3 protein-coding genes are annotated in these 4,081 nt (G+C 58.0%); 1 reads left to right on the top strand and 2 read right to left on the bottom strand.

Translation table 11 applies throughout. The features are described 5' to 3' along the window. Window positions 1-217 precede the first annotated feature (217 nt). Window positions 218-1,210, bottom strand: a complete 993-nt coding sequence (locus IQ273_RS31315) for a stage II sporulation protein M (protein WP_194026996.1) — start codon at window positions 1,208-1,210, stop codon at window positions 218-220. Between the two features lie 137 nt (window positions 1,211-1,347). On the opposite strand from IQ273_RS31315, the gene IQ273_RS31310 reads away from it, so the two are divergent. After that, window positions 1,348-2,322, top strand: coding sequence for a hypothetical protein (locus IQ273_RS31310; protein ID WP_194026995.1), 975 nt, complete (start codon window positions 1,348-1,350; stop codon window positions 2,320-2,322). Here the strand turns inward: IQ273_RS31310 and IQ273_RS31305 are convergent. Continuing rightward, window positions 2,253-4,081 (bottom strand): dihydropteroate synthase (locus tag IQ273_RS31305; protein WP_228054247.1); only part of this gene is annotated, 1,829 nt, incomplete at its 5' end. The two genes, IQ273_RS31310 and IQ273_RS31305, sit on opposite strands and share 70 nt — an antisense overlap.

The following is a 4,081-nucleotide window of genomic DNA, read 5'->3' as shown; positions in this document are numbered from 1 at the left end:
GGTTTGGGGGCGACATAGCGAGTGGCAGTAGGCCCAACCTAAATACAGCCCCATTGTAATCATAAGCTCCGCGATCGCTCTGGCAGATAGACCACTTTTCATGATGGTTGCGTTGAATCCATGGCTCTTTTTAGGAGACAGAGCCTTCAAAGAGCATGCCAAGGCAGAGCATTGGAACGAGGGGCAGCGAATACTGAACCGGCGGTCTAGCAGTCTCTTAAGATTTAGGCCGCTGGGTGCGGCAGTACTGCACCAGAGCGATAAAGATTGCCGTCCCTACCGCATACTTCAATTCGTTAGGAATCCAGGTCTGGGGCGAGAAAAATCCTTCAATCAGCCCGGCCACCACCAGCATTGGAATAATGCCGTAGAGCAGCTGGGCCGCCTGCAGTCCGTAGAGCTTGAGGGCATCGATGCGGCGATAGTGGCCGGGTAGCAAAATGCCCCGAGCCAGCAGTAGGCCAGCGCCTCCAGCCATAAAAATAGCCGGTAGCTCTAGCGCCCCGTGGGGAAAGACAAACGCCCAGAGGTCGTAGGCCAGGTTGGCCTGGGCCACCAGCACCCCCACACAGCCGATCATCACGCCGTTGACCACCAACAGATAGACGGTGAAGAATCCCGGCGGCGTAATCATGGGCACCTGGGGCAGAAACATGGTGACGCCGCCCAATAGCGCCTTGAGCGAAACCCCAATATTGTTGATCATGATGCCGCTGGAGGCGACGGGTTCAACCCCCATAATCGAGACCGTCCAGAGTTCCTGACTGGTTTTCACTTCCTCGACAAACTCTTGGCCCAGCACCAGGGTGAGAAAGGCCGGGTCTTGCCCAGCCAACCACCAGCCCAGCAGCCCGCCTGTCGCAAACAGAGCCGTTGCGATCGCAATGTAAACCCAGCTCTGCTGCACCACCGCCGGAAAGCCGTAGCGGCAAAACTCCCATAGCGCCTGCCACTCCTGACGGCGAGAGCCCTGATAAATCTGGCTATAGCTGCGGCTGGTGAGCCGCTGCAAGTCTTTGATCACGGATTGGCCAACGCCGTTGCCCTTCGCCCGAGCCAGATCTGCCGACACCGACCGATAGAGGCTGGCCATTTGCCGCACCTGGCTCCCCGAGAGCGACCTGAGCCCTTTTGTTTCGGTCTGGGTGAGCAACGTTTCGAGCTGCCGCCAGCTAGCTTCTCGTCGGGCCATCCAACGCTGAACATTCATGAAGCAAAGGAGTAAAAACGGGCATTCTACAAAGCAGTGTAGGCTAACCTCGAAATGAACGCATACCAACCCCTATTCAAACGCACATCTGTCAAACAAATACCAGCCCATTTTAGCCAGCTCAGGAGGCAGCGCTGATGAACCCATCTGCACAGCAGGGTAGCCAGCTCGGCCCCCTCAACCCCGGCGACGTTGTGAGCGCAGCCCTGCGGCTCTACAAAGATCGCTTCAAGACATTCCTTCAGCTGGCGATGCTAGCTACCCTGTGGCTGGTGGCTGGGATAATAGGCCTGGGGCTGGCGATCGCCCTTCTGGCTGGCCTTGGTGCTGCGGTTGGCGGCGATGTTGGAGCCGTCATCGGCGGCCTGGTGGGGCTGCTGGTCGGGTTTGCGCCCCTGCTCTACGGCTCAGCCAAGTACTATGCCCTTTCCAGCGCAATAGGCCGCCTGTGCTTTCGCGATTTAATTAACCAGCCCGAAACCTCCCTAGAGGCGCGACGCCAGGTGGCCCCTCGGCTGGGACAGTTTCTGTTCCTGGGCTTTTTGCTGTTGCTGGTTTATATGGCCTCGTACCTGGTGGGATCGCTGGTGGCGCTAATTGCTGGTGGCAGCGTCGGGTTTTTAACGGCAGGCATTTTATCGGCGCTAATTAACCAAACGGTAGGCGGTGTAGTGGGCGTCTTTTTGGGCCTACTGCTGGGCCTCGGAATTTTGCTAATCGCGCTGATTTGGGTGGCCTCGCGACTGTTTATCTCAGAAGTGGTGCTGGCGATCGAGCCCCAGCAGGATGCTGGCGGCAGCATGAGCCGCAGCTGGGAGCTAACCCAGGCGGCAATTATGCGCATTCAGGTGGTATTTTTAGCCACGTTTTTAATTCAGCTGCCGCTGCTCTCGGTTACTAACTACATCCCCAGCATTTTGCTGGAGCTGCTGCCCGCCGATGGCGTTGTCTACGGCATTACCTTTGCCCTGAGCCTACTACTCAGCTTGCTCGGCAGTATGGTAGTGCTACCCCTGTGGCAGGCCGTCAAGGGCGTGCTCTACTACGACTTGCGCAGCCGTCGCGAGGGCCTTGATTTGGCTCTGCGCCATGATGGTGAGCCTGAGTTGTAGATGGGTGGACGGGTGGATGGGTGGTCGGTTGCAGCGTCTACAGTTTGGATGTCAGACGCCTCTGTCCCCTCCTGGGAGGGGGAGGGGTGGGTTCCTTCTGCCTCATCCAAAAACCCCTTCAAATCATCCCAATTCTCTGCCGCCTTGGCGGGCATGAGCTTGTCCATGAAGTGCAGGTCAGAGAATGCGTCTTTGCCGTAGACGACCTTACCCTTGTAGGTGTTCTGGCAGTCTTCATGGACAAACTTGGGGGTCAGCGCCGCGCCGCCGAGAATGACGGGGACGGTGATGCCCTCCTGGTTGAAGGTTTCCAGGTTGTCTTTCATGAAGGCGGTCGATTTGACCAGCAGGCCGCTCATGGCGATGCAGTCGGCGTGGTGCTCGCGGTAGGCCTGGATGATCGCATCCACGGGCTGCTTGATGCCCAGGTTGACCACTTTGTAGCCGTTGTTGGAGAGAATAATATCCACCAGGTTTTTGCCGATATCGTGCACATCGCCCTTGACCGTGGCGATGATAAAGGTGCCCTTGCCGGAGCCGTCGCTGTCGGATTTCTCCATGTAGGGTTCGAGGTAGGCGACGGCAGCTTTCATGGTCTGGGCCGATTGCAGCACAAATGGCAGCTGCATTTGCCCAGAGCCAAACAGTTCGCCCACTACCTTCATGCCGTCGAGCAAGAAGGTGTTGATGATTTCTAGCGGTGGATAGGTTTCGAGGGCTTTGGCCAGGGCGTCGTCGAGGCCAATGCGCTCGCCGTCGATGATGTGCTGCTTAAGCTGCTCATCGATGGGCAGGTCTTTTGCGATCGCCTCCTTTTTCTTTAGGCTCTTGCCCTCAAACAGGGTGGTGAGCTTGGTCAGCGGGTCGTAGGAGACAATGTCGCCGTCAAACTCGCGGTTGTCGTAGATTAGGTCGCGGCAGATCTTTTGATGCTCGGGGGCAATTTTGGCCAAGGGCAAAATCTTGGCGGCGCTGACGATCGCACCATCCAGACCCACCTGCATGGCCTCGTGGAGAAACACCGAGTTGAGCGTCACGCGGGCCACCGGGCTGAGGCCAAAGGAGACATTCGACACCCCCAACATGATGTGGCTACCAGGCAGGTTTTCGCGAATCATCCGAATCGACTCAAGGGTTTCGCGCCCGTTCACTCGGTCTTCTTCAATGCCGGTGGAGATCGGCAGAGCCAGGGTGTCAAAGAAAATCTCGTGGGCGGGAAGGCCATACTCCAGCGCATCGCGGTAAGCGCGCTGGGCGATTTGGAACTTCTTCTCGGCGCTGCGGGCCATACCGTCTTCATCGATGGTGCCGACGACGATGCCTGCGCCGTATTTTTTGGCCAGCTCCAGCACTTTAAAGAAGCGCTCGTCGCCGTCTTCGTAGTTAGTGGAGTTGAGAATGCACTTGCCCCCGGCTACCTTCAGGCCCGCCTCCATCTTTTGCCACTCGGTGGAGTCGAGCATTAAGGGCAGGGTGACGTTAGTAACTAGGCGCGACACCAGCTCGTGCATGTCGCGCTCGCCGTCACGACCCACGTAGTCGACGTTGACATCGAGGACGTGGGCACCTTCTTTGACCTGCGATCGCGCCAGCGCCACCAGCCCATCCCAATCTTCCGCATTCAGCATCTCGCGGCATTTTTTCGAGCCGCTGGCATTGAGGCGTTCGCCCACGATTAGGAAAGAATTGTCCTGGTCGTAGGGCTGGGGGCTGTAGATCGAGGCGGCGGCGGGGGTGAAGTTGAAGGCGGGCCGTGGGT

It is taken from the genome of Nodosilinea sp. LEGE 07298 (assembly GCF_015207265.1).
Taxonomy (GTDB): Bacteria; Cyanobacteriota; Cyanobacteriia; order Phormidesmidales; family Phormidesmidaceae; genus Nodosilinea.
The sequence above is the reverse complement of the archived record's forward strand: the minus strand, read 5'-3'. Positions and strand labels throughout refer to the sequence as shown.